We start from the raw sequence: 25,615 nt of genomic DNA on the forward strand, positions 1-25,615 counted from the left end.
GGGGACGATGAGGTGGGGTAACCATGAACGCGCCGTACGACGGTGACCGCGGCCAGGGCGCGGGATCCTCGGGTTACCCCGAGGACTACCCGGACCAGGACGCGGGCCGCTCCGGCTACCCCGAGGCCACGCCGGAGGCCGGTCAGCCGTCTCCGGGCTCTCCCGCGGACGTGTACCTCCAGGACGCCTACGACCAGGATCCCTACCGGGCACAGGACCTCTCGGCACAGGACCCCGTGGCGGAGGCTCTCTACGACCGCGCCGCGCACCCTCCGCCGGCGCCCGGGACCTACTCTCCCCAGCAACCGCTCTACGGCCAGCCGCCCGCGTCGCAGTACGCCCCCGATCCGCGGGTGTGGGCCCAGACGCCCCCTCCGGAGCCGGCCGGACCGACACGGCACCTGCCCTACGGCGAGGACGCCCGGACCACCCAGTTCGTGGGAGTGGACGATCTGGTCACCCAGGCGGGCGAGGAGCAGCATGAACCCGACGCCTTCGCCCACCTCTTCCAGGACCAGCAGCAGGGCGGTGTCCGTCACGCCTATGCCTCCCCGGCCGTCCCGGCACCGACGCCGGCCCCTGAACCGGCCCCGGTCGCCGCTCAGCCACCGGCCTCCGCTCCGGCCAAGTCCGGCGGCCGCGCCTCCGGCTTGTTGAAGTCGAGCGCCGTGATGGCTGCGGGCACGCTGGTGTCCCGCCTCACGGGCTTCGTCCGCACCATGATCATCACGGCCGCCCTGGGTGCCGCGACACTCGGTGACGCCTGGACCGTCGCGTACACCCTGCCGACGATGATCTACATCCTGACCGTCGGCGGCGGGCTCAACTCCGTCTTCGTGCCCCAACTCGTGCGGTCCATGAAGGACGACGAGGACGGCGGCGAGGCGTACGCCAACCGCCTGCTGACGCTCGTCATGGTCGCCCTCGCCGTGATCGTCACCGCCGCGGTCTTCGTCGCGCCGTTGCTGATCCAGCTGATGTCGGACTCCATCGCGAGCAATCCGGCGGCCAACAACGTGGCGGTCACCTTCGCCCGGTACTGCCTGCCCACGATCTTCTTCATGGGCGTCCACGTGGTGATGGGACAGATCCTCAACGCCCGCGGGAAGTTCGGCGCGATGATGTGGACCCCGGTCCTGAACAACATCGTCATGATCTCCACCTTCGGCCTGTTCCTCTGGGTCTACGGAACGGCCCGGCACTCCGGCATGTCGGAGGACAACATCCCTGCGGACGGCATCCGGCTGCTGGGCGTGGGCACCCTGCTCGGCCTGGTCGTCCAGGCCGCGGCGATGGTCCCGTATCTGCGCGAGGCCGGGTTCCGGTTCCGTCCGCGCTTCGACTGGAGGGGCCACGGTCTCGGCAAGGCGATCCAGCTCGCCAAGTGGACCGTGCTCTTCGTCCTCGCCAACCAGGCGGGCGTCCTCGTCGTCACCCAGCTCGCGACCGCGGCGCAAGAGGCTTCCGGCAAGGGCGGAACAGGCATCCTGGCCTACTCCAACGCCCAACTGATCTGGGGCATGCCGCAGGCGATCATCACGGTCTCCGTCATGGCGGCCATGCTTCCGCGGATCTCACGAGCGGCCCACGACGGGGATCCCGGAGCCGTCCGTGACGACATCTCGCAGGGTCTGCGGACCTCGGCGGTGGCGATCGTCCCGGTCGCCTTCCTGTTCATCGCCCTGGGCATCCCCATGTGCACCCTGCTCTTCGGCTCGAGCGGCATCCCGGCCGCCCAGTCCCAGGGCTACGTCCTCATGGCCTTCGCGCTCGGCCTGATCCCGTTCTCGGTGCAGTACGTGGTCCTGCGTGGCTTCTACGCCTACGAGGACACCCGGACCCCCTTCTACAACACGGTCATCGTGGCCGCCGTCAACGCGGCCGGCTCAGCCCTCTGTTACGTGGTGCTGCCCGCGCAGTGGGCGGTCGTCGGCATGGCCGGCGCGTACGGCCTGGCGTACGCGGTGGGTGTCGGAGTGGCCTGGCAGCGACTGCGCAGGCGACTGGGCGGCGACCTGGACGGCGCCCGTGTACTGCGCACGTACGCGCGGCTCTGCCTGGCGTCCGTCCCGGGTGCCGTCGTGGGCGGCGCCGTAGGCTTCGCGATCACGCAGGCTCTCGGGTACGGAGTGGTCGGTTCGATCGCGGCGATCGTCGTCGGTTCGATCGCCCTGCTCGGTGTCTTCTACATCGCGGCGCGCAAGATGCGCATCGAGGAACTCAACTCAATGGTCGGAATGGTCCGCGGGCGCCTGGGGCGCTGAGGCGGGGGTACGCGCACAACCATCGTCCGTCGTCGTGTGTCGTGCATAGCGTCGGACTGTGGGCACAATTGGTTTCTGCGTCGGACAGCGCGCAACGGATGGGGAGGCAGGGACGACGGTGGCGGAACGGAGCACGGCTGCCGTCGACGTGGCAGACAACAGCGGTGACGAACCGCTGACCGCCAAGGCGGACCAAACCACGTCCGACGGGGTGGCCCAGAACTGGGAGCAGGAAACGGACAGCGAAGAGGCACAGGGGAGCGGCGGGACCGAGAGTCCCGGAAAGGCCTCACCGCCCGAACTGCACAGCGGTCACAAACTCGCCAGGCGATACCGTCTCGAAGAGTGCGTCACCCGTCTGGACGGTTTCAGCAGTTGGCGCGCGATGGACGAGAAGCTCCGTCGCGCCGTGGGTGTGCATCTGCTGCCCGCCGATCATCCGCGGGCACGCTCGGTACTCGCGGCGGCCCGCTCGTCCGCGTTGCTGGGCGATCCCCGGTTCGTCCAGGTCCTGGACGCGGTCGAGGAGAACGACCTCGTCTATGTGGTGCACGAGTGGCTGCCGGACGCCACCGAACTGACTGCTCTCCTGGCCGCGGCTCCCCTTGAGGTGCACGAGGCCTACCAGATGGTCAGTCAGGTCTCCCAGGCCATGGCCGCCGCGCATCGCGAGGGCCTCGCACATCTGAAGCTGACTCCGGGTGCCGTGCTCCGCACGTCGTCCGGCCAGTGGCGCCTGCGCGGGCTCGCCGTGAACGCCGCGCTTCGCGGCATAAGCTCCGACACCCCGCAGCGCACGGACACGGAAGCGATCGGCGCACTCCTGTACGCCGCCCTCACCCAGCGCTGGCCGTACGACAACGACGCCTACGGTCTGTCGGGTCTGCCCAAGGGCGTCGGTCTCATCGCACCCGACCAGGTGCGGGCCGGTGTCCACCGGGGCCTGTCGGAGCTCGCCATGCGCGCGCTCGCCAACGACGGTGCGACCGCCTCGCGCCACGAGTCCCCGTGCACCACGCCCGAGGAGCTCGTGAAGGCGATCAGCGAGATGCCCCGCATCCGCCCGCCGGAGCCGACGTTCACCGCACCGCCCGAGTACCAGCGCACGACGTACCAACAGGGCACGTACGGCCGCCAGTCACCGCGTCCGGGTGGCACCCCGCCCGTGCCGAATCCGCCGCCCCCGCTGCAGAGTCGTACGGGCAAGGCCCTGAAGTGGGCTGTTTCCGCTCTCCTCATCGCCGCTCTCGGCCTGGGCAGTTGGCAGCTCGCGGACGCGCTGATGGACCAGAGCGACAAGTCCGAGGACACCCCGACAGCCCAGACGACGGACGACGGCGGCAAGGCCCCGAAGAAGCCCGCGTCCGGCAAACCGATCGCGATCACCAAAGCCCGGGACTTCGACCCGTTCGGCGATCAGTCCGAGAAGCCGGCCGACGTGGGGAAGGCCTATGACAACGCCTCGGGTACCTACTGGCAGACCGACTTCTACAAGGGCGCGAACTTCGGCAACCTGAAGCCGGGCCTCGGTCTGATCCTGGACCTGGGCAAGGTGCAGCGGGTGGGGAAGGTGACGGTCACCCTCCTGGGCAACACTTCGGTCGAACTGCGCGGAGCGGGTGCGGACGCCCCTTCGAGGCCGACCTCTTTCTCCGCTTACACCAAGGCGGCCGAGGGCTCAGGCACGACGGTGGAACTGAAGCCCGGCAAGACCCTGCGGACCCGGTACGTCCTGGTGTGGCTGACCGAGTTGCCCCTGACGGAGGAAGGCACCTACCGGGGCAGGGTGGCGGACATCAAGGTGACCAGCTGAAAGCCTGAGCCGCAGGTGGGGTGGACAAGCTCACGAAGCTCCTGGCGCACACGGACGATCTTGATCGAGAATCGCGTGCGCCAGGAGCTTCGCCGCGTCGTACGGTCCTCCGGCACATCACCTCTGCCTCAGCCGCGGGACAGGAAGGGTGCGCTGAGACGCCACCGACACTGCGCTCACCGATCGCCGTCGGCCTCTCAAGAGCCTTGCCTCACTCGAAGAACTCTTCACCCAGACGACAAAATCGGGCAAAACGCGTGCGAGATATACTCCCTCGGGGAGTCGGGAGGGGGCCGGGTACGTGCGCGACCAGCGGCAGGAAGCACCTGATGAGGATCTTCTGGCTCGGCATGTCGCGGGCGATCCTGAGGCCTTCGGCGAGCTCGTGCGGCGCCATCGCGACCGCCTCTGGGCGGTGGCCCTGCGGACCCTGGGCGACCGGGAGGAGGCCGCTGACGCGGTCCAGGACGCCCTCGTCTCGGCCTACCGGGCCGCCCACACCTTCCGGGGCCAGTCGGCCGTCACAACCTGGCTGCACCGCATCACCGTGAACGCCTGCCTGGACCGCGCCCGTAAGACGGCCTCCAGAAAGACGTCTCCCGTCGATGACACCCAGCGCATGGAACAGCTCCTCGAACCGCACGAGTCGGCTTCCGCTCCCGCCGAACGCAATGACCTCCATCGCGAGCTCATCGAGGCACTGAACACTCTGCCGACCGACCAACGCGCGGCCCTCGTCCTGGTGGACATGCAGGGCTACCCCGTGGCCGAGGCGGCCCGCATCCTCGATGTGCCGACCGGCACGGTGAAGAGCCGTTGCGCGCGCGGCAGAGCCAGGCTCCTCCCCCTGCTCACCCATCTCAGACCGGAGAACGCCGGCGGCGACAGAACCAAGAAGCCGGACGGCGGACGGAACCGGACGCAGGGGACATCCGTCCCACCCGCAGCGGGACCACACGGGACGGCAACTCGTGACACAGGGCCAAGCGATTCAGCGGCTGTGAAGGGCGGAGGTGGGCGAGCGTGACATCCACGACGGACAAGGCCGGGCACCCGGACGTCGCCGAGATCTCCGACCTCTCCGAAGGCCTGCTCTCGCCATCACGGACCGAGGACGTACGACAGCACCTCGATGAGTGCGCGCCCTGCGCCGACACCTACGAGTCCCTGGAAGAGATCCGCGGCCTGCTGGGCAGCATGCCGGACGCTCCCCGTATGCCCGACGATGTCGCCGACCGGATCGACGCCGCTCTGGCCGCGGAAGCTCTGTCGAATGCCCCGGCTTCCGAGGAGACAGAGGAGACAACGGACGCGGACGTCGACCACGTTCGTGTTTCACGTGAAACATCGACCACCGGCCGCCCGTCGGGACACCCTCGTGCCACCACCGGACCTGGCCGCCCCCACCGGGTGCGCCACGGGCGCCGCAGGACCGCCCTGCTCGCCACCGCCTTCACCGCCGCCACCTTGGGGCTGGGTGCCATCCTCGTCCAGACGCTGGGCGGCGACAGCTCCGGCAAGGGGCCCCAGACAGCGACCCAGCAGGAGTCCGAGGCGCGGGGCACCTTCTCCGAGAAGACGCTGAGGACCGAGGTCTCCGGTCTTCTCGAGAAGACCAAGAAGTCGGGCCACGACTCGGGTAGCGCGAAACCCTGGGGAGCCGAATCACAGGGCACCGGAGCGGACTCGGGTGGAATCAGCACCTTGATCTCCCCGGTGCCTCACGTCCCTGAGTGTGTGGAGCAGGGGACCGGAGACGAGGGAACGGTGCTGGCCTCCAAGGAGGGGTCGTACCAAGGGACCGGTGCCTATCTCCTCGTACTGTCCGATGTCTCCGACAACACGAAGGTCACGGCGTACATCGTCGACTCCTCCTGCGCGAAACAGGCTGCCTCGGCGCCCGGCAAGCTCCTGCTGAAGCGGTCGTACGCCCGCCCCTGAATGCGTCGGACTCAGGATTCCGACCACGTCGGCCGCCCCCGTCCCGAGGGCGTGAGACACCCTCTCCGACGCCAGGACGCCCGGCAGTGTTCTGCCCGGGTGCCGCTTGGCATCGCTGTCCGGAGTCCGGTCTCCGTGTGCCCTGACACAACGGGAATTGAAGCCCCTTAGGATCCGTTGGGTGGGGTGAGAGTACTGAGCGAGGCTCCCACCAGTACGCAGCAGTCTCCAGAGACGAGGAATCAAGTCGTGAGCGACGTCCGTAACGTGATCATCATCGGGTCTGGGCCCGCCGGCTACACGGCGGCGCTCTACACCGCGCGCGCGTCGCTGAAGCCGCTGGTCTTCGAAGGCGCCGTCACCGCCGGCGGTGCGCTGATGAACACCACCGAGGTGGAGAACTTCCCCGGCTTCCAGGACGGCATCATGGGCCCCGAGCTCATGGACAACATGCGCGCCCAGGCGGAGCGCTTCGGTGCCGAGCTCGTTCCGGACGACGTCGTCGCCGTCGACCTGTCGGGTGAGATCAAGACCGTCACCGATACCGCCGGCACCGTGCACCGCGCCAAGGCCGTGATCGTCACCACGGGCTCGCAGCACCGCAAGCTCGGCCTGCCCAACGAGGACACCCTCTCCGGGCGAGGCGTCTCCTGGTGCGCGACCTGTGACGGCTTCTTCTTCAAGGACCACGACATCGCCGTCATCGGTGGTGGCGACACAGCGATGGAGGAGGCGACCTTCCTCTCTCGCTTCGCCAAGTCCGTGACGATCGTCCACCGCAGGGACAGCCTCCGCGCCTCCAAGGCGATGCAGGAGCGTGCCTTCGCCGACCCGAAGATCAAGTTCGTCTGGGACAGCGAGGTGGCCGAGATCAAGGGCGACCCGAAGCTGGCAGGTCTGACCCTGCGCAACCTGAAGACCGGCGAGACCTCGGAGCTGCCGGTGACCGGTCTGTTCATCGCGATCGGTCACGACCCCCGTACCGAGCTCTTCAAGGGTCAGCTCGACCTGGACGGAGAGGGCTACCTGAAGGTCGCCGCGCCCTCGACCCGCACCAACCTGACCGGTGTCTTCGGTGCCGGTGACGTCGTCGACCACACGTACCGCCAGGCGATCACCGCCGCCGGTACGGGATGCTCCGCCGCTCTCGACGCCGAGCGCTACCTCGCCTCGCTTGCGGACAGCGAGACCGCCGCAGCGACCGCCACCGTCTGATCCTCCCGTCCTCCCCACCGCACCAACAAGCTAAGGAGCCCGCCGTGGCCGGCACTCTGAAGAACGTGACCGACGACTCCTTCGAGCAGGACGTCCTCAAGAGCGACAAGCCTGTCCTGGTGGACTTCTGGGCCGCCTGGTGCGGACCCTGCCGCCAGATCGCTCCCTCGCTCGAGGCGATCGCCGCCGAGTACGGCGACAAGATCGAGATCGTCAAGCTCAACATCGACGAGAACCCGGGCACAGCCGCCAAGTACGGCGTCATGTCGATCCCGACCCTGAACGTCTACCAGGGCGGCGAGGTCGCCAAGACCATCGTCGGTGCGAAGCCGAAGGCCGCGATCGTGCGGGACCTCGAGGACTTCATCGCCTAGCAGTCGAGGCGGCACACGCCGCGTGTGTTTCACGTGAAACACGAATGGGCCAGCCCCTCCGGGCTGGCCCATTTCGCGTATCGAGGAAGCTCCGGCCGTAGATCACGGAGCGGCTGGCCGACCGTCACAGCGGACGGAGCGCCGGTTCCTTCTGTACCGCTCCCAGGAGGCGGTCCAGCGCCATCTCCACGTCTTCCTTCCAGGAGAGCGTCGTACGCAGTTCCAGCCTCAGCCGGGGGTATCTGGGGTGGGGACGCACGGTCTTGAAGCCCACCGCGAGCAGATGGTCGGCAGGAAGCACACAGGCGGGTTCCTTCCAGCGAGCGTCCCCGAAAGCCTCGATCGCCTTGAACCCGCGGCGGAGCAGGTCCTTGGCAACCGTCTGAACCATCACCCGGCCCAGTCCCTGTCCCTGATAGCCGGGCATGATGAACGAGGTCATCAACTGAACAGCGTCCGGCGACACCGGGCTCGTCGGGAACGCCGTGGAGCGGGGAACGTAAGCGGGTGGCGCGTAGAGAACGAAGCCCACCGGCACCTCGTCCACGTAGACGACCCGACCGCAGGATCCCCAGTCCAGCAGCACCGAGGAGATCCAGGCTTCCTTCTCCACAGCGGGTGTGCCCGCTCTTACCGCGGCTTCGCTGCTGACGGGGTCCAGTTCCCAGAAGACACACGTGCGACAACGCTGGGGAAGGTCCGGAAGGTTGTCCAGCGTGAGCGGTACGAGCCGACGCCCCATGAAGGATGTTCCTCGCTTCCTTCGCCCGCGGCGTCACGGGCGGCTGTCAGTCGGCTCCGCTCCTTGAGCAGGCTGCCGACGAATCCGCCGACCGCTCCCAAGCCCAGTGCTGCGGTCACCAGTCCGGTACGGCTGACGGTTTGCATGGCCCCTGCCTCCCCGATGAAGGTGCTGCCAGGTGGATGCGCCATACCCATCGCATCGTATCCACGATGCGATGGCGTCGGTACCGTCAGAAAGCAAAGAGCGGGCCGTGTCCCGGTGCGCCCCGGACACGGCCCGCTCTCCTGGGTGGATCGATCGGCGACCGGTCCACCCAGAGCCTGCTCAGGCCTCCGCGTCGTCGGAGTCGTCGTCCAGAAGACTCTTCTGAAGAACCGGTCCCTCGCCCGGGGCGAGGGAACCGAGGATGCGCTCCAGGTCTTCCATCGATGCGAACTCGACAGTGATCTTGCCCTTCTTCTGGCCCAGATCGACCTTCACCCGCGTCTCGAAGCGGTCCGAGAGACGCGTCGCCAGATCGGTCAGCGCCGGAGAGACCCGACCGCCGGCTCGCGGCCCCTTGGAGCGCTGAGCAGTCTGCGGACGGGACCCCATGAGGGTGACGATCTCTTCCACGGCACGCACGGAGAGCCCCTCCGCCACGATGCGGTGGGCCAGGCGGTCCTGCTCCTCCGAGTCGTCGACGGAGAGCAGTGCCCGCGCGTGCCCCGCAGAGAGGACCCCGGCGGCGACACGACGCTGAACGGACGGCGAGAGCTTCAGCAGACGCAGCGTGTTGGAGACCTGTGGACGCGACCGGCCGATGCGGTCCGCCAGCTGGTCGTGCGTGCAGTTGAAGTCCTTGAGCAACTGGTCGTAGGCCGCCGCCTCTTCCAGCGGGTTCAGCTGGGCCCTGTGCAGGTTCTCGAGGAGCGCGTCCAGGAGGAGCTTCTCGTCCTCCGTCGCCCGAACGATCGCGGGAATGGCCTCAAGGCCCGCTTCGCGGCAGGCGCGGAAGCGCCGCTCACCCATGATGAGTTCGTAGCGCGCCGGACCGACCTGTCGTACGACGACAGGCTGGAGAAGCCCGACCTCCTTGATGGAGGTGACCAGCTCGGCAAGGGCGTCCTCGTCGAAGACCTCACGCGGCTGGCGCGGGTTCGGCGTGACGTAGTCGAGGGGCAGCTCGGCGAAGTGAGCACCGACGGGCTCCTGGAGCCCGTCGGGAACTCCGCTCGACGACGGCTCCTCCGTTTCATGTGAAACAGGCGGCAGCGTGGTCACCTTGGCCGCCGCCACCCCGCGCTCCGCCGTGAGTACGGGTGCGGCAGCCGAGGAGGAATTCCCACTCGCCGAAACGCCCGAACGCTCACCCGTGGGAGCCGCAGGGATCAGTGCGCCAAGGCCCCGCCCCAGACCTCGTCGTCGCTCGCTCACTGGATCCCCTCCACCATGTTCTGATCGTTCTGTCCGCCCACATGGGCATGTTGCGCGTCGTACGCCATTCCGACCCCTCGGAGCGCGATTTCCCGCGCGGCCTCAAGATACGAGAGAGCACCGCTCGAACCCGGATCGTAGGTCAGGACCGTCTGTCCATAGCTCGGAGCCTCCGAGATACGGACCGAGCGAGGAATGCTCGTCCGCAGCACCTCCTCACCGAAGTGGGTGCGTACCTCCTCCGCGACCTGGGAAGCGAGGCGTGTCCGGCCGTCGTACATGGTGAGCAGGATCGTCGAGACGTGGAGGCTCGGGTTGAGGTGGGCCCGCACCAAGTCGACGTTGCGCAGGAGCTGCCCCAGCCCTTCCAGCGCGTAGTACTCGCACTGGATGGGAATCAGGACTTCCGCGCCGGCGACCAGCGCGTTGACCGTCAGTAGACCGAGCGACGGCGGGCAGTCGATGAGGATGTAGTCCAGCGGCTGCTCGTACGCCTGGATCGCTCGTTCCAGGCGGCTCTCTCGGGCCACCAGCGAGACCAGCTCGATCTCCGCACCGGCGAGATCGATCGTGGCGGGGGCACAGAAGAGACCCTCGACGTCAGGTACCGGCTGCACGACTTCGGAGAGTGGCTTGCTGTCGATCAGGACGTCATAGATCGACGGAACCTCGGCGTGGTGATCGATGCCCAGCGCGGTGGAGGCGTTGCCCTGGGGGTCGAGGTCGATCACCAGGACCCGCCCGCCGTGAAGGGCCAGCGAGGCGGCCAGGTTGACCGTGCTCGTGGTCTTCCCCACCCCACCCTTCTGGTTGGCGACCACCATGACTCGGGTCTGTTCGGGCCGTGGCAGGCCCTCCCCGGCGCGGCCTAGCGCCTCCACGGCAAGTTGGGCAGCACGACCAATCGGAGTGTCGTCCATCGGGGGCGGTGTTTCACGTGAAACATCCTCCCCCATCGACTCGGTACGGGGACCGGGGACCGGATCGGTCATCGGTCCCGCGATGTTGGCGTCGGACCGCAAGGATTCACTCTCCTCGACTTCAGGCTCGCAATGAACAGAGCCTCCCATGCCATCGGGGTGGTGAACCAGCGAGGCCCGTTGTTCTGTGGAGAAATCCACCTCTGTGGACAACTCCGCCCCCTCTCCGAGCGAACCGAGAGGCCTCCGGTCGCGAGGTTCGGCCGGGGCGCGGCCGCGACCAATGATGCCGTGCAACAGTGAGCGACGTTTCACGTGAAACACGATGCCCAGCCCCTCGGCCCAACGCGGCGCGACACTCCGATATGTACAGGTTCGCCTGCTTGTGTGGAGTACGGCTCACGATCAGGGTTGTCCCGACGGAGTGAGAAAGAACTCCCGGAACCCGCCGTGCCGACAGGAAAGCTCCCGGCCCCACGAGCGGGGACCGGGAGCGATGATGCTCACTTCACCTGGTGTCAGCGCCGACGACGTGTCCGGCCGGTCCGGGCGGCCTTGGCCCGCTTCGCCGCGAAGCGCACACCGCCGGGGCTCTCGCCCACCTCCACGCGCACCACGGTGGACAACGGGTCCACGATGCCCTCACCGACATGAAGGATGGACGTCTCCACGGCGCCGAGCTTGCTGAGGGCCGTGGCAGAGGCTTTCAGCTCCTCCTCCGCGGTGTCGCCCTTGAGGGCGAGCATCTCCCCGTACGGGCGCAGCAGGGGGATACCCCAGGCCGCCAGCCGGTCGAGCGGGGCAACCGCCCTGGCCGTCACCACGTGGACCTGCTGGAGCTTTCCCATGACCTCTTCGGCGCGGCCTCGCACGACGGTCACATGGTCGAGACCGAGCATCTCCACGACCTCGGTGAGGAAGGTGGTCCGGCGCAGGAGCGGCTCAAGCAGCGTGATCTTGAGATCGTCCCGGACGAGCGCCAGCGGGATACCGGGCAGCCCTGCACCGGAACCGACGTCGCACACGGTCACTCCCTCGGGAACGACCTCGGAGAGCACCGCGCAGTTCAGCAGGTGCCGCTCCCACAGCCGTGGGACCTCGCGAGGACCGATCAGGCCACGCTGCACTCCCGCCTCGGCCAGCAGTTCCGCGTACCGGACCGCGTCCGCGAAGCGATCGCCGAAGACCTCACGCGCCTGTTCGGGCGTGGGGGGAAGCTCCGCTGCCTCCGTCACGGGGGACCGTCCTTCCGTACCGCATAAGCGCACTGAGCGCTGATCACCAGGACTATCAGGGCCAACAGCTGTCGAGGACCGAGGGTTCGGGAACCAGGGTCAGTGATCGAGGTCGGGGACCACAGCTGTGGGGACTATCAGGCTGACAAAGTTCGGCCCCGTCTGCGCAACAGACGGGGCCGAAGGAATGTACGTACCGATCAGGCGGGGAGCACGACGACGAAGCGCTCCGGCTCCTCGCCCTCGGACTCGCTGCGCAGGCCCGCGGCCTTGACCGCGTCGTGCACGACCTTGCGCTCGAAGGGCGTCATCGGGTCCATCTTCACCGGCTCGCCGGAGCTCTTGACCTCGGCGGCGGCCTTGGCACCCAGCTCGGAGAGCTCCTCGCGCTTCTTGGCGCGGAAGCCCGCAATGTCCAGCATGAGCCGGCTGCGGTCCCCGGTCTCCCGGTTCACGGCCAGGCGCGTGAGCTCCTGGAGCGCCTCCAGCACCTCGCCGTCCCGGCCGACCAGCTTCTGCAGGTCGCGGCCGCCCGAATCACTGATGATCGAGACAGCGGCGCGGTCGGCCTCGACGTCCATGTCGATGTCACCGTCGAGATCGGCGATGTCGAGCAGACCTTCGAGGTAGTCCGCGGCGATCTCGCCTTCCTGCTCCAGGCGGGTCAGGGTGTCGCCCTCAGCGGCGGCGGAGGTGGTGGTGCCTTCCGTCACGGGATGGACTCCTTCTTACTTCTTGGACGGGGACTTGGGCCGCTGCGGGCCCTTGCGCTGTCCGGACTGGGCCTTGCTGCGGGTACCGGCGCCGGGCTTGCCGCCACTTCCGGTCGCGGGCTTGCTGCCGCTTCCGGTGGCGGGCTGTGCGGCGGAGGGCTTGGCGTCCTGCGGCTCGTCGGACTTGGTCAGCGAGGTCTTCGGCTCGGCCTCGTCCGTCGGCTTGGCGGTACCGGCCGGCACCACACCCGACTGACGCTGCGACTTGGACTGCCGCTTCGGCTGCTGCCGCTTGGGAGCGGGGGCCGCCGTGGTCGTCGTGGTGCCGTCCTCGGTCTCGACGACCGTCGTGTTCTCGCCGGTCGTCACGGCACCGTCCGGCTGGGCCACGAGGCCCGCCTTGGTCAGGCCGTTGATGAACTTGCGCTCGAACTCGTTACGGTCGCGGCCCTTCGCGACAATCGCCTTGACGATGGCCTTCTCGCCGCGGCGACGCGTCTTGCCGTGCTGCGTGACGCTCTTCTGCAGGCGATCCAGGTAGGCGGCCTGAGCCTTCGAACCCGGGGTCGGGTTGTTGCGGATGACATACATCTGCTGACCCATGGTCCACACGTTGGTGGTCAGCCAGTAGACGAGGACACCGACCGGGAAGTTGATGCCGAAGACGGCGAACATGACCGGGAAGACGTACATCAGCATCTTCTGCTGCTGCATGAAGGGCGTCTTCACCGTGGTGTCGACGTTCTTCGTCATCAGCTGACGCTGGGTGTAGAACTGCGAAGCCGACATCATCACGATCATGATCGCGGTGACGACACGGACGTCGGTCAGCGTGGCACCGAGCGCTTCGACCTTCGCGGCGCTGTCGGTGAACTTGGCAGCGAGCGGGGCACCGAAGATGTGCGCCTGACGGGCGCTGGCGAGCAGGTCCTCGTTGATGACACCGATCGTCTTGCCCGTGGCGATGGCGTTGAGCACGTGGTACAGCGCGAAGAAGAACGGCGACTGGGCCAGGATGGGAAGGCACGAGGAGAGCGGGTTGGTACCCGTCTCCTTGTACAGCTTCATCATCTCTTCGGACTGGCGCTGCTTGTCGTTCTTGTAGCGCTCCTGGATCTTCTTCATCTCGGGCTGCAGCGTCTGCATGGCCCGAGTGGCCTTGATCTGCTTCACGAAGAGCGGGATCAGGCAGATACGGATCAGGATCACCAGGGACACGATGGACAAGCCCCAGGCCCAGCCCGTGTCGGGACCGAAGATCTTCCCGTACACAGCATGGAACTGGACGATGACCCAGGAAACGGGTGTCGTGATGAAGCTGAAAAGGCCGGCAATCGTGTCCACTAATCAGGCTCCTTGAGCATGGGACGGGGTCTCGGCGGCCGGACCCGGGGCAGTGGTCTCCCCGGTGGCCGGTTCGGCGGCGGAGGTCCCGCCCTTGCGTGCACGCCAGGCGTTACGCAGCAATTCGTGCCACCGTGGACGCTTGCGCTGCGGAACATGGTCCACACCGCCCAGCGACCACGGATTGCACCGGAGGATGCGCCAGGCGGTCAGTGCCGTTCCCTTGATCGCACCGTGCCGGTCGATGGCGGTGTAGCCGTATCGGGAGCACGACGGGTAGTACTTGCAGACCGGCCCGAGCAACGGGCTGATCGTCCACTGATACAGCTTGATGAGAGCAAGCAGTGGGTACTTCATCGCGCGCCCCCTCCCAGCAGCCGCTGCAGGGCGGCATCCAGGTCTCGGGCCAGCTGTTCATGGTCGGCGTCGCCCGCACCGGGCAGCGCTCGTACGACTACCAGGCTACCGGGGGGCAAGAGGTCGACTCTGTCCCGCATCAGATGGCGAAGCCTGCGCTTCACCTTGTTGCGGACGACAGCCCCACCCACGGCTTTGCTCACGACGAAACCCGCACGCGTCGAGGGAGCGCTCTCCCCAGGCGCGTGCGGGTCCGGTGCACCGCTACGTAGATGGACGACGAGAAGCGGGCGTCCGGCCCGGCGTCCTCGGCGTACCGCGGTCGCGAAGTCTTCGCGCCGCCTCAGCCGATGCTCGGTAGGCAGCACGAGATCATGACCTGTTTGTGATCAGGCGGAAAGTTCGGCGCGACCCTTGCCACGACGGTTCGCGAGAATCGCGCGGCCGGCACGGGTGCGCATCCGCAGGCGGAAGCCGTGGGTCTTGGCGCGACGACGGTTGTTCGGCTGGAAGGTGCGCTTGCTCACTAGGGGGCTCCAGAAAGAATCGGTGGTGGCGGGGTGCCGTCCTGGCTGTCACCGTGCGCCCACGAGGAAACTCGTATTACGCCCGAGTGCACCGCTTCCCGATCGCTCTTCGCGATCTGTGCCCATCGGAGGCAGGCGGCAGCAGCCATCGACAACTCGACCTGGTTACGGTACGCGCGGCTACGCCATCCGGTCAAACCGGCCTCTGCCGGGAGACACTATCCACAGGCTGGGGACAACAACTTGAACCGCACCGGTCGCCCTGACTACCGTGGCTGAACTCCGATTCGTTCCCTTCACCCACCGCGCCAGCGGTTTTGTTGTCCCCGCCCCACCCGACTGACTTCCCAACCTGTTCCCAGAACCACACGTTCGTGGGACCCGTGAGAGAGCGTGCCCTGTGGCTGACGTACCTGCCGATCTTGCCGCAGTGTGGCCACGCGTACTGGAACAACTTCTCGGCGAGGGCCGCGGGCAGGGTGTCGAGGCGAAGGACGAGCACTGGATCAAACGCTGTCAGCCCCTGGCGCTGGTCGCGGACACCGCCCTGCTCGCCGTCCCGAACGAGTTCGCGAAGAACGTGCTGGAAGGCCGGCTCGCCCCGATCGTCAGCGAGACGCTGAGCCGCGAGTGCGGCCGCCCCATCCGCATCGCCATCACCGTCGACGACTCCGCCGGCGAGCCCGCGGCTCCCGCGCCGCCCCGCTACGAGGGACCCGAGATCCCGGCCGGAGCGGGCCAGGGCCGTGACTCCTACGAGAACCAGGGCCGCGAGGACCGCGGTGGTTACGACGGCGGTCAGGGACGGGACGAGCGCGGCACGTACGAGGGCGGACCGGGTCGCGACGACCGGAACGCGTACGACGGCCAGGGCCGGGACGAGCGCGGCGCCTACGACGGTCAGAGCCGTGAGGACTCCCGCGGCGGCTACGACGGCGGTCAGGGGCGCGACGACCGCAACCCGTACGACTCCCCGCGCCGCGAGGGATACGAGGGGTACGGCCGGCACCGCGCCGACGACCACCGCGGTGGCCGCTCCGAACCGCTTCCCGGCGACCCCGGCGACCAGCTGCCGACCGCCCGTCCCGCCTACCCGGACTACCAGCGCCCGGAGCCGGGTGCCTGGCCGCGTCACGCCCAGGACGACTACGGCTGGCAGCAGCAGCGCCTCGGCTTCCCCGAGCGGGACCCCTACGCCTCGCCGCCGCAGGACTACCGGCCGCAGTCGATGGACCGCTCGCCCTACGAGCAGCAGCGCCAGGACTACGACCAGCGTCCCGACCGCCGTGATCTTCAGGATCCGTCCGGCGGCGGTCCGGGGCGCCGGGGCGGTTCCCCGCTGCCGTCCGGGGGCGGTGCCACCGGGCCGAAGGCCTCGCAGTCCCCGGCGGTGCCGGGCCCCGGCGAGCCCACCGCGCGGCTGAACCCGAAGTACCTCTTCGACACGTTCGTGATCGGCGCGTCGAACCGGTTCGCGCACGCCGCCGCCGTGGCCGTGGCCGAGGCGCCGGCGAAGGCGTACAACCCCCTCTTCATCTACGGGGAGTCGGGACTCGGCAAGACGCACCTGCTGCACGCGATCGGGCACTACGCGCGCAGCCTCTACCCGGGCACACGGGTCCGGTACGTGAGCTCGGAGGAGTTCACCAACGAGTTCATCAACTCCATCCGGGACGGCAAGGGCGACAGCTTCCGCAAGCGGTACCGGGAGATGGACATCCTGCTCGTCGACGACATCCAGTTCCTCGCGGACAAGGAGTCGACGCAGGAGGAGTTCTTCCACACGTTCAACACGCTCCACAACGCGAACAAGCAGATCGTGCTCTCCAGCGACCGGCCGCCCCGGCAGCTGGTGACGCTCGAGGACCGTCTGCGGAACCGCTTCGAGTGGGGTCTGACCACCGACGTCCAGCCGCCCGAGCTCGAGACCCGTATCGCCATCCTCCGCAAGAAGGCGGTGCAGGAGCAGCTCAACGCTCCGCCGGAGGTGCTGGAGTTCATCGCGTCCCGGATCTCGCGGAACATCCGCGAGCTGGAAGGGGCGCTGATCCGGGTGACGGCGTTCGCGTCGCTCAACCGGCAGCCGGTGGACCTCGGTCTGACGGAGATCGTCCTCAAGGACCTGATCCCCGGAGGCGAGGACTCGTCCCCGGAGATCACCGCGACCGCGATCATGGCGGCCACCGCCGACTACTTCGGGCTCACGGTGGACGACCTGTGCGGGTCCTCGCGCAGCCGCGTCCTGGTGACGGCACGGCAGATCGCCATGTACCTGTGCCGGGAGCTGACCGATCTGTCGTTGCCGAAGATCGGCGCGCAGTTCGGCGGCCGCGACCACACGACCGTGATGCACGCGGACCGCAAGATCCGCGCGCTGATGGCCGAGCGCCGCTCCATCTACAACCAGGTCACCGAACTCACGAACCGCATCAAGAACGGCTGACAGGGCTCACGCCGCCGGCACGGTCGGCGGGTTCGGCCGACGTCGGAGGCTGCCGTACCAGGCAAGGGCGCCCCGGGACATCGTCCCGGGGCGCCCTTCGCCGTTCCCGTCCCGGCGCGCGCTCCGGGCAACTCCACACGCTCCGGGCCGCCCCGCACCGTCCGAGGGCCGGATCGCCGTACGCGCGGAGCCGGTTCCCCCCACGTTCCGCGAGTCCTGGCGCGCGCTCGGAACGGCTCAGCCGCGGCATCGGAGCGGTCCGAAGACCCCCTCCGAGGGGTCCGGAAACGCTTCCCGAGGGGTTCTGACACCCGCTCAGGGGTCTCCCGTCCCGTCCGCACCGCTACCGGCCCGACACCTGCTGTTCGAATCCGCGCTTGGTTACGGGCTCTCTCCACAGATGTGGTGACTTTCTGGTGTCCACACCCTGGGGACTGCGAAGTTGTCCAGATAGTGTCCACAGGCAGCACTGTTGAAAGAGCATCAGACCAGGTCAACCGCCTGTGGATTCGTGGACGAAGATTCTCCACAGGCTGTGGACAAAGAAAAGATCCACAGGCCGTGCACGAAGTTGTCCACTGGCGGCCCACAGGCTCGAGCCGGTTGTCCCCAGTGATCCTCGGCTTCTCCACACCTCTGTCCACTGTTCGGCAACACAACGCGTCCGCTCACTGCGTCGAGTGAAAGGCGTCACACCAAGGCGCCGGGTTGGCCTGTGGGGAACGCGGGTAAAGCTGGGGACGGATCTGGGGAGAACTGGCCCCTGCCTGTGCATCGAGTGTGCAGAACTTTTCGTCGTCCACAGACAGCCCCGGTTGTCCACCGCCTCCACCCACAGGCTCGGTGGATAAAAAAACGCCTCTGAGCTGCGAAAACGGGGTTATCCACGGTTTCCACAGGGCCTACTACTAAGACCAACTAGAGAGAGCCTGGAAACCGTTTCGAAGTGGGGGCTGTGCACAACTCGCTCTCGGCGGCTCAGGTGCCGCTCGGCACGACTTGACCCCGAGGGGCACCGACTGTCAGCGCGGTGCGTCAGACTGGTCCCCGGTGTCCTTCCCCTCACAGGACCGAACGACACCGCGACAGACGACGAAGGCCAGCAGGGCGAGAGCGCCGGCAACAGACGGAGGCGGCAACGGTGAAGATCCGGGTGGAACGCGACGTACTCGCGGAGGCAGTGGCCTGGGCGGCACGCAGCCTCCCGGCCCGCCCGCCGGCTCCGGTGCTCGCAGGCCTCCTGCTGAAGGCCGAGCAGGGCGCCCTGAGCCTCTCCAGCTTCGACTACGAGGTCTCGGCGAGGGTCTCCGTCGACGCGGAGATCGACGAGGAGGGCACGGTCCTCGTGTCCGGCCGCCTCCTCGCCGACATCTGCCGCGCCCTCCCCAACCGGCCGGTTGAGATTTCCACAGACGGTGTACGGGCCACCGTGGTCTGCGGCTCCTCACGGTTCACCCTCCACACCCTGCCTGTGGAGGAGTACCCGGCCCTTCCACAGATGCCGTCGGCGACCGGCACCGTCCCCGGTGAGGTCTTCGCCTCCGCCGCCGCCCAGGTGGCCATCGCGGCCGGCCGCGACGACACGCTCCCCGTGCTCACCGGCGTGCGGATCGAGATCGAGGGCGACCGGGTCACCCTGGCGTCCACCGACCGCTACCGCTTCGCGGTCCGTGAGTTCCTGTGGAAGCCGGAGAACCCGGAGGCGTCCGCGGTCGCCCTGGTGCCCGCCAAGACGCTCCTGGACACCGCCAAGGCCCTCACGAGCGGCGACAGCGTGATCCTGGCCCTGTCCGGTTCCGGCGCGGGCGAGGGTCTGATCGGCTTCGAGGGCGCCGGGCGCCGTACGACCACCCGTCTGCTCGAAGGCGACCTCCCGAAGTACCGCTCGCTGTTCCCGACGGAGTTCAACTCGATCGCCGTCATCGAGACCGCCCCCTTCGTGGAGGCCGTCAAGCGCGTGGCCCTGGTCGCCGAGCGGAACACCCCGGTGCGCCTGAGCTTCGAGCAGGGCGTGCTGATCCTGGAGGCCGGCTCCAGCGACGACGCACAGGCTGTGGAGAGGGTCGACGCCCAGCTGGAGGGCGACGACGTCTCGATCGCCTTCAACCCGACGTTCCTGCTCGACGGCCTCAGCGCCATCGACTCGCCGGTGGCCCAGCTCTCCTTCACGACGTCCACGAAGCCCGCGCTGCTCAGCGGCAAGCCCGCCGTGGACGCCGAGGCGGACGAGGCCTACAAGTACCTGATCATGCCGGTGCGCCTGTCGGGCTGACCTTCGGAGCCCGCCGGTCCCCAGGGGTCCGGCGGGCCGCACCGTGGGCGGGCATACGTCTGAGCGGCTATGCCCACAGATGTGCGTGAGTTCCCCAGGTGCCCGAAAGGCGTGGGTGGTACCCCCAGGTCTAGGCTCGGACCAGGTACGAGAGTGCCCTCACGCCACGTCGCAACCCCTAAGGAACAACTGATGGAGCTCGGTCTCGTCGGCCTCGGCAAGATGGGCGGCAACATGCGCGAGCGGATCCGCCGCGCAGGCCACACCGTCATCGGATACGACCGCAACCCGGACCTCGCCGATGTCCACAGCCTGGAAGAACTTGTGGGCAGGCTCAAGGGCCCGCGTGTCGTGTGGGTCATGGTCCCGGCGGGCGCCGCGACCCAGTCCACGGTCGACGAACTGGCCGCGCTGCTGGAGCCGGGTGACGTCGTCGTGGACGGCGGCAACTCGCGCTGGACGGACGACGAGAAGCACGCCGTCGAGCTGGGCATCAAGGGCATCGGCTTCGTCGACTGCGGTGTCTCGGGCGGTGTCTGGGGCCTGGAGAACGGCTACGCGCTGATGTACGGCGGCCACGCCGAGCACGTCGCCGCGGTGCAGCTGATCTTCGACGCCCTCAAGCCCGAGGGTGACTTCGGAGCGGTGCACGCCGGCAAGGTCGGTGCGGGCCACTTCGCGAAGATGGTCCACAACGGCATCGAGTACGCCATGATGCAGGCCTACGCCGAGGGCTGGGAGCTGCTCGAGAAGGTCGACTCCGTCACGGACGTGCGCGAGGTCTTCCGCTCCTGGCAGGAAGGCACGGTCATCCGTTCCTGGCTGCTCGACCTCGCCGTCAACGCGCTGGACGAGGACGAGCACCTGGAGAAGCTCAAGGGCTTCGCACAGGACTCCGGCGAGGGCCGGTGGACCGTGGAGGCCGCCATCGACCACGCGGTGCCGCTCCCGGCGATCACCGCGTCGCTGTTCGCCCGCTTCGCCTCGCGGCAGGACGACTCGCCGCAGATGAAGATGATCGCGGCCCTGCGCAACCAGTTCGGCGGCCACGCCGTCGAGAAGGCCTGATCGACGCCCCGGGTTCTCCACACCCGGGTGACCCGGTTGTCCACAGCCGGGGGAAGAAGCTGAGGACCGGGGTCCGCACGGATCCCGGGGAGAACCCGTAACACCGGAAACACCATGCTGGGGGAGGTCGGCGAACGACCATGCACGTCACGCATCTGTCGCTGGCCGACTTCCGCTCGTACGCCCGGGTCGAGGTACCGCTGGACCCGGGCGTCACCGCGTTCGTGGGCCCCAACGGACAGGGCAAGACGAACCTGGTCGAGGCGGTCGGCTACCTCGCGACCCTGGGCAGCCACCGTGTCTCCTCCGACGCGCCGCTCGTCCGCATGGGCGCCGACCGCGCGATCGTCCGGGCCAACGTCCGCCAGGGCGAGCGCCAGCAGCTCATCGAGCTGGAGCTGAATCCCGGCAAGGCCAACCGCGCCCGTATCAACAGGTCCTCCCAGGTCAGGCCCCGCGACGTGCTCGGCATCGTGCGGACCGTGCTGTTCGCCCCCGAGGACCTCGCCCTGATCAAGGGCGACCCCGGTGAGCGGCGCCGGTTCCTCGACGAACTGATCACCGCCCGTTCCCCGCGCATGGCGGGCGTCCGGTCCGACTACGACCGGGTCCTCAAGCAGCGCAACACCCTCCTGAAGTCGGCCGCGCTGGCACGGCGGCACGGCGGCCGCACCATGGACCTGTCCACGCTCGAGGTGTGGGACCAGCACCTCGCCCGGGTGGGCGCGGAACTGCTCGCCCAGCGCCTCGAACTGGTCGCCGCGATCCAACCGCTGGCCGACAAGGCCTACGAACAGCTGGCGCCCGGCGGCGGGCCCGTGGCCCTGGAGTACAAGCCGTCCTCGCCCGGCATCACGGCCCACGCGCGCGAGGAGCTCTACGCGCAGCTGATGGCCGCCATGGAAGAGGCCCGCAAGCCGGAGATCGAGCGGGGCGTGACCCTCGTAGGGCCCCATCGGGACGATCTGGTGCTCAGGCTCGGGCAGCTGCCCGCCAAGGGGTACGCCTCCCACGGCGAGTCCTGGTCGTACGCGCTGGCGCTGCGGCTGGCCTCGTACGACCTGCTCAGGGCGGAGGGCAACGAGCCGGTGCTGGTCCTCGACGACGTCTTCGCGGAGCTGGACAGCCGCCGCCGGGAACGCCTCGCGGAGCTCGTCGCCCCCGGTGAGCAGGTGCTGGTGACGGCCGCCGTGGACGACGACGTGCCGGATGTTCTGACCGGGACGCGGTACGCCGTGTCCGAAGGAACGGTGGAGCGCGTATGACGGAGAACACATCGGGAGCCGGAGCCGAGGGCGGTTCCGGCGCCGCACCCCGCGGGAAGACCCCCGAGCACTCCGGCGTCGACCTCGCGCGCGTGGCGCTGCGCGCCGCGAAGGAGCAGGCACGCGCGCGTGGGGACGCGGCCCAGCAGAAGAAGCAGGCCCGCCGTGGCGGCGGTCTGCGCTCCGGCTCGGGTGCCGACGGACGTGACCCCCTGGCGCTCGGCGCCGCCATCAACCGGCTGCTCACCGAGCGCGGCTGGGAGACCCCGGCCGCGGTGGGCGGCGTGATGGGCCGCTGGCCGCAGATCGTCGGCGAGGACCTGGCCAACCACTGTGTTCCGCTGCGCTACGACGACGACCCGGCCGAGCGGGTGCTGACGGTCCAGTGCGACTCGACCGCCTGGGCGACCCAGCTGCGCCTGCTGGCACCGCAGTTGGTCGCACGGCTGAACCAGGACCTCGGTCACGGCGCGGTACGTCTGATCAAGGTCCAGGGGCCCGCAGGCCCGCCGCGCCGCTTCGGGCCGCTGCGCGCCCCGGGCAGCACGGGCCCCGGCGACACCTACGGGTGACCGGCCGACGGTGACCGGCGGGCCGCGTAAGGTCCGCCGTGCGCGTCGGAGCCCGACCGGCCCGCGCCACACCTGTCGTTCGCCTCCGTAGGCGCATCGACCCGGTACCCGCGGTCGCCGGTGTCGGTCGTCCCTGAGTCCCTGCGGAGGACCGTCCACCCGGCCCTCGGCGAACCTCGGCTCCCCTGGCGGCGACCGTTCGCGGCGGCACCCGGAACGACGCCCCGGTCCCGCCCCCGGCAGGCCGTGACGGACGCCGCCGTCGGCGGCGGCGACCTCGGGGCGGGCGACTCCGGCCATGTTCCGCCCTCCACCGCGAACGACCCTGCCGGCGTGGTGCCGTTCGCTCCGTCGGGCGGTGGGAGAGCCGGGTCGCCGAGCCCGGTGATCGTGGCCGCGCCCGACCGTGGAGCCGATCGACGAGGAATGTTTTCGGGCGGTCGTGCGTGGCCGAGAACGAGCGCTTCGAGGGCCCCTTCGGCCCGCGCGCGGTCGCCGTACGTCAGGGGCGGTCGGCGTCGGCCGCGGCTTCGCCCCTGTCGGGGCCCCCGCCCGCGGACGACCCGCCGATCCCTCGGGTCGGCGGGTGCGTTCGACCGCGGCCGTCCCGGCACTTCGCCGGCCCCGTTCCCGGAAGCGCCCCACCATCGATCGTCCCTGGTCAGAGCCATGTCAGACGCCGCCAGGAACCCGCTCCGCCCGTCCCGCGAGGTCTCTTCGGAGAGGCTCCGGACGACCGCCGAGGTCAACCGCGCGCGGTGCCGGACCTCGCCCTGACTCGTCAGTAGCCAAGGGTTGACACCTCGAAGCGCTGAGTGCCGCTGTAAGCCTCTTTGGGCCCTGGTCCGTATATGGGGAGTCGGACGAGTCCGGTTCAGGGCGGCACATGCGGACTCAGGTACCGGCAAACCCCCATCACTGTCGGCGCTACCGGTAGACTGGAAGATAATCCCGCCCCACTTGTGGGACGCACCGAGCAACGCTGACCAAGGCTTACCAACGCATCACGCCGCAGCCGCTCCGGCCACCCGCCGGGAGTTCGGCTTGTGCTGTGCCAGAAAGGGCGCTTCGTGGCCGATTCCGGCAACCCCAACGAGAACATCCCGTCCACCGACATCGGCGCGAACGGCGAGGTCACAGCCTCGTACGACGCCAGTGCCATCACCGTCCTCGAGGGTCTGGACGCGGTCCGCAAGCGACCCGGCATGTACATCGGTTCGACGGGCGAGCGTGGACTTCACCACCTCGTGTACGAGGTGGTGGACAACTCGGTCGACGAGGCGCTCGCCGGCCACGCGGACACGATCGAGATCACGATCCTCCCGGACGGTGGCGTACGCGTCGTCGACAACGGCCGCGGCATCCCGGTGGGCATCGTCGCGTCCGAGGGCAAGCCGGCCCTCGAGGTCGTGCTGACCGTCCTGCACGCGGGAGGCAAGTTCGGCGGCGGCGGCTACGCGGTCTCCGGCGGTCTGCACGGCGTCGGCGTCTCCGTCGTGAACGCCCTGTCGAGCAAGATCTCCGTCGAGGTCAAGACGGACGGCCACCGGTACACGCAGGACTACAAGCTGGGCGTTCCGACGGCCCCGCTCTCGAAGCACGAGGCCACGGACGAGACCGGCACCTCGGTGACCTTCTGGGCCGACGCGGACATCTTCGAGACCACGGAGTACTCCTTCGAGACGCTCTCGCGGCGTTTCCAGGAGATGGCGTTCCTCAACAAGGGTTTGACGATCAAACTCACTGACGAGCGCGACTCGGCGAAGGCCACCGCCGGGGCGGACGAGGCGGGTGCTGACGAGAAGGACGAGGTCAAGACCGTCACGTACCACTACGAAGGCGGCATCGTCGACTTCGTGAAGTACCTCAACTCCCGCAAGGGAGACGCGGTGCACCCCACCGTCATCGACCTCGAGGCGGAGGACAAGGACAAGAGCCTGTCCCTCGAGGTCGCGATGCAGTGGAACAGCGGCTACACCGAGGGCGTCTACTCCTTCGCCAACATCATCCACACCCACGAGGGCGGTACGCACGAGGAGGGCTTCCGTGCGGCGCTGACCTCGCTCATCAACAAGTACGCGCGCGACAAGAAGCTGCTTCGCGAGAAGGACGACAACCTCACGGGTGACGACATCCGCGAGGGTCTGACCGCGATCATCTCGGTGAAGCTGAGCGAGCCTCAGTTCGAGGGCCAGACCAAGACCAAGCTGGGCAACACGGAGGCCAAGACCTTCGTCCAGAAGGCGGTCTACGAGCACCTCAACGACTGGCTGGACCGCAACCCGAACGAGGCCGCGGACATCATCCGCAAGTCCATCCAGGCGGCCACCGCGCGCGTGGCGGCCCGCAAGGCGCGTGACCTCACCCGCCGCAAGGGCCTCCTGGAGTCGGCGTCGCTGCCGGGCAAGCTCTCCGACTGCCAGTCGAACGACCCCACCAAGTGCGAGATCTTCATCGTCGAGGGTGACTCCGCCGGCGGCTCGGCCAAGTCCGGCCGCAACCCGCAGTACCAGGCGATCCTCCCGATCCGAGGAAAGATCCTCAACGTCGAGAAGGCGCGGATCGACAAGATCCTGCAGAACCAGGAGATCCAGGCACTGATCTCCGCCTTCGGTACCGGGGTCCACGAGGACTTCGACATCGCGAAGCTCCGCTATCACAAGATCATTCTGATGGCGGACGCCGACGTCGACGGCCAGCACATCAACACCCTGCTGCTGACCTTCCTGTTCCGCTTCATGCGGCCGCTGGTCGAGGCCGGGCACGTGTTCCTCTCCCGCCCGCCGCTGTACAAGATCAAGTGGGGCCGGGACGACTTCGAGTACGCGTACTCGGACCGCGAGCGCGACGCGCTGATCGAGCTCGGCCGCCAGGCCGGCAAGCGGGTCCGCGAGGACTCGATCCAGCGCTTCAAGGGTCTCGGCGAGATGAACGCCGAGGAACTGCGCATCACGACCATGGACCAGGAGCACCGCGTGCTCGGCCAGGTCACGCTCGACGACGCCGCCCAGGCCGACGACCTGTTCTCGGTCCTCATGGGCGAGGACGTCGAGGCACGCCGCGCGTTCATCCAGCGCAACGCCAAGGACGTCCGCTTCCTCGACATCTGAGTCGGTCTCAGCTGACCGCGT

The 25,615-nt window shown here is 68.4% G+C and carries 21 protein-coding genes; 12 read left to right on the forward strand and 9 right to left on the reverse strand.

All coding sequences use genetic code 11. From position 1 onward, the window contains the following. Positions 1-23: 23 nt before the first annotated feature. From murJ to trxA, 6 genes are all read left to right on the forward strand, one after another. A complete protein-coding gene (gene murJ, locus ACFYW7_RS11940) occupies positions 24-2,264 on the forward strand; it encodes a murein biosynthesis integral membrane protein MurJ (RefSeq protein ID WP_389500799.1) in 2,241 nt (746 codons plus the stop codon). A gap of 118 nt (positions 2,265-2,382) precedes the next feature. Then, positions 2,383-4,077, forward strand: a complete 1,695-nt coding sequence (locus ACFYW7_RS11945) for a protein kinase family protein (protein ID WP_389500801.1) — start codon at positions 2,383-2,385, stop codon at positions 4,075-4,077. A gap of 301 nt (positions 4,078-4,378) precedes the next feature. Further along, positions 4,379-5,104: an RNA polymerase sigma factor SigM gene (sigM, locus tag ACFYW7_RS11950; protein ID WP_389500803.1), complete on the forward strand. Its 726-nt coding sequence runs from the start codon at positions 4,379-4,381 to the stop codon at positions 5,102-5,104. Next, positions 5,101-6,018: an anti-sigma factor family protein gene (locus ACFYW7_RS11955; protein WP_389500805.1), complete on the forward strand. Its 918-nt coding sequence runs from the start codon at positions 5,101-5,103 to the stop codon at positions 6,016-6,018. Before sigM ends, ACFYW7_RS11955 begins: the two co-directional genes overlap by 4 nt. A gap of 249 nt (positions 6,019-6,267) precedes the next feature. Further along, entirely contained in the window at positions 6,268-7,233 is a 966-nt protein-coding gene (gene trxB, locus ACFYW7_RS11960; RefSeq protein ID WP_389500807.1) for a thioredoxin-disulfide reductase, read from the forward strand. 44 nt (positions 7,234-7,277) lie between these two features. Beyond that, positions 7,278-7,607 carry a thioredoxin gene (gene trxA / locus ACFYW7_RS11965; RefSeq protein ID WP_153289627.1) on the forward strand — a complete coding sequence of 110 codons (330 nt, stop codon included), beginning with the start codon at positions 7,278-7,280 and terminating at the stop codon, positions 7,605-7,607. Between the two features lie 124 nt (positions 7,608-7,731). Here trxA and ACFYW7_RS11970 read toward each other — a convergent pair whose 3' ends face one another. The 9 genes from ACFYW7_RS11970 to rpmH form a co-directional block, all read right to left on the reverse strand. Further along, positions 7,732-8,349, reverse strand: coding sequence for a GNAT family N-acetyltransferase (locus ACFYW7_RS11970; protein WP_389500810.1), 618 nt, complete (start codon positions 8,347-8,349; stop codon positions 7,732-7,734). A 327-nt stretch (positions 8,350-8,676) separates the two neighbouring features. Beyond that, complete coding sequence (locus ACFYW7_RS11975) at positions 8,677-9,768, reverse strand: ParB/RepB/Spo0J family partition protein (protein WP_389500812.1); 1,092 nt, start codon at positions 9,766-9,768, stop codon at positions 8,677-8,679. After that, complete coding sequence (locus tag ACFYW7_RS11980; RefSeq protein ID WP_389501630.1) at positions 9,765-10,838, reverse strand: ParA family protein; 1,074 nt, start codon at positions 10,836-10,838, stop codon at positions 9,765-9,767. Before ACFYW7_RS11980 ends, ACFYW7_RS11975 begins: the two co-directional genes overlap by 4 nt. A 368-nt stretch (positions 10,839-11,206) precedes the next feature. Beyond that, positions 11,207-11,923 (reverse strand): 16S rRNA (guanine(527)-N(7))-methyltransferase RsmG, encoded by a 717-nt coding sequence (gene rsmG / locus ACFYW7_RS11985; RefSeq protein ID WP_389500814.1) that lies wholly within the window; start codon positions 11,921-11,923, stop codon positions 11,207-11,209. Positions 11,924-12,123: 200 nt separating this feature from the next. Further along, entirely contained in the window at positions 12,124-12,636 is a 513-nt protein-coding gene (locus tag ACFYW7_RS11990; protein ID WP_389500816.1) for a protein jag, read from the reverse strand. Between the two features lie 15 nt (positions 12,637-12,651). Continuing rightward, entirely contained in the window at positions 12,652-13,980 is a 1,329-nt protein-coding gene (gene yidC / locus ACFYW7_RS11995; protein WP_389500818.1) for a membrane protein insertase YidC, read from the reverse strand. A 3-nt stretch (positions 13,981-13,983) separates the two neighbouring features. Further along, positions 13,984-14,337, reverse strand: a complete 354-nt coding sequence (gene yidD, locus ACFYW7_RS12000; protein ID WP_266760612.1) for a membrane protein insertion efficiency factor YidD — start codon at positions 14,335-14,337, stop codon at positions 13,984-13,986. After that, positions 14,334-14,705, reverse strand: coding sequence for a ribonuclease P protein component (gene rnpA / locus ACFYW7_RS12005; RefSeq protein ID WP_389500820.1), 372 nt, complete (start codon positions 14,703-14,705; stop codon positions 14,334-14,336). Before rnpA ends, yidD begins: the two co-directional genes overlap by 4 nt. A 21-nt stretch (positions 14,706-14,726) precedes the next feature. After that, positions 14,727-14,864, reverse strand: coding sequence for a 50S ribosomal protein L34 (rpmH, locus tag ACFYW7_RS12010; RefSeq protein WP_100597229.1), 138 nt, complete (start codon positions 14,862-14,864; stop codon positions 14,727-14,729). A gap of 400 nt (positions 14,865-15,264) precedes the next feature. On the opposite strand from rpmH, the gene dnaA reads away from it, so the two are divergent. The 6 genes from dnaA (at position 15,265) to gyrB (ending at position 25,594) form a co-directional block, all read left to right on the forward strand. Continuing rightward, positions 15,265-17,307, forward strand: coding sequence for a chromosomal replication initiator protein DnaA (dnaA, locus tag ACFYW7_RS12015; protein WP_389500824.1), 2,043 nt, complete (start codon positions 15,265-15,267; stop codon positions 17,305-17,307). 1,141 nt (positions 17,308-18,448) lie between these two features. After that, positions 18,449-19,579, forward strand: a complete 1,131-nt coding sequence (gene dnaN / locus ACFYW7_RS12020) for a DNA polymerase III subunit beta (RefSeq protein ID WP_389500826.1) — start codon at positions 18,449-18,451, stop codon at positions 19,577-19,579. A gap of 192 nt (positions 19,580-19,771) precedes the next feature. Continuing rightward, positions 19,772-20,647: a phosphogluconate dehydrogenase (NAD(+)-dependent, decarboxylating) gene (gnd, locus tag ACFYW7_RS12025; RefSeq protein ID WP_389500828.1), complete on the forward strand. Its 876-nt coding sequence runs from the start codon at positions 19,772-19,774 to the stop codon at positions 20,645-20,647. 140 nt (positions 20,648-20,787) lie between these two features. Next, positions 20,788-21,912 carry a DNA replication/repair protein RecF gene (gene recF / locus ACFYW7_RS12030; protein ID WP_389500831.1) on the forward strand — a complete coding sequence of 375 codons (1,125 nt, stop codon included), beginning with the start codon at positions 20,788-20,790 and terminating at the stop codon, positions 21,910-21,912. Then, positions 21,909-22,484 (forward strand): DUF721 domain-containing protein, encoded by a 576-nt coding sequence (locus ACFYW7_RS12035; protein ID WP_389500833.1) that lies wholly within the window; start codon positions 21,909-21,911, stop codon positions 22,482-22,484. Before recF ends, ACFYW7_RS12035 begins: the two co-directional genes overlap by 4 nt. A gap of 1,046 nt (positions 22,485-23,530) precedes the next feature. Beyond that, entirely contained in the window at positions 23,531-25,594 is a 2,064-nt protein-coding gene (gene gyrB, locus ACFYW7_RS12040; protein ID WP_389500835.1) for a DNA topoisomerase (ATP-hydrolyzing) subunit B, read from the forward strand. The last annotated feature ends 21 nt before the right edge of the window (positions 25,595-25,615 follow it).

Source organism: Streptomyces sp. NPDC002580, assembly GCF_042889485.1.
Lineage (GTDB): Bacteria > Actinomycetota > Actinomycetes > Streptomycetales > Streptomycetaceae > Streptomyces.

Coding starts and splice junctions, on each gene's coding strand:
- gnd (WP_389500828.1), top strand. CDS start 19,772: ATGGAGCTCGGTCTCGTCGGCCTCGGCAAGATGGGCGGCAACATGCGC.
- recF (WP_389500831.1), top strand. CDS start 20,788: ATGCACGTCACGCATCTGTCGCTGGCCGACTTCCGCTCGTACGCCCGG.
- yidD (WP_266760612.1), bottom strand. CDS start 14,337: ATGAAGTACCCACTGCTTGCTCTCATCAAGCTGTATCAGTGGACGATC.
- ACFYW7_RS11970 (WP_389500810.1), bottom strand. CDS start 8,349: ATGGGGCGTCGGCTCGTACCGCTCACGCTGGACAACCTTCCGGACCTT.
- murJ (WP_389500799.1), top strand. CDS start 24: ATGAACGCGCCGTACGACGGTGACCGCGGCCAGGGCGCGGGATCCTCG.
- ACFYW7_RS11980 (WP_389501630.1), bottom strand. CDS start 10,838: ATGGGAGGCTCTGTTCATTGCGAGCCTGAAGTCGAGGAGAGTGAATCC.
- ACFYW7_RS12035 (WP_389500833.1), top strand. CDS start 21,909: ATGACGGAGAACACATCGGGAGCCGGAGCCGAGGGCGGTTCCGGCGCC.